At 64.0% G+C, this 339-nt stretch carries 1 protein-coding gene; it reads right to left on the reverse strand.

Going from position 1 to position 339, the window contains the following annotated elements; translation table 11 throughout:
* Window positions 1-339: CoA-transferase (locus F7P65_RS21895; RefSeq protein WP_275897571.1), on the reverse strand; the 339-nt coding region annotated here is incomplete at both ends.

Consider the following 339-nt stretch of genomic DNA (forward strand, 5'->3'; position numbering starts at 1 on the left):
GCGGCGACTTCCTCTGCCGTCACGCCCGGAGCGAGTTCGACGAGCCGGAACGGGCTGTCATGGTCGGGCCGCTGGAAGACGCAGAGGTCGGTGACGATCATGTCGACGACATTCTTGCCGGTCAGCGGCAGGGTGCAGGCCGGGATGAACTTGGGGCTGCCGTCCTTGGACGTGTGCTCCATCACGACGATGATCTTCTTGACGCCCGCGACCAGATCCATCGCGCCGCCCATGCCCTTGATCATCTTGCCGGGGATCATCCAGTTGGCGATGTCGCCATTTTCCGCCACTTCCATCGCGCCGAGCACGGTGAGGTCGATATGCCCGCCCCGGATCATC

The sequence above is a fragment of the Sphingobium estronivorans genome (assembly GCF_008692605.1).
In the GTDB taxonomy this organism is placed as follows: Bacteria; Pseudomonadota; Alphaproteobacteria; order Sphingomonadales; family Sphingomonadaceae; genus Sphingobium; species Sphingobium estronivorans.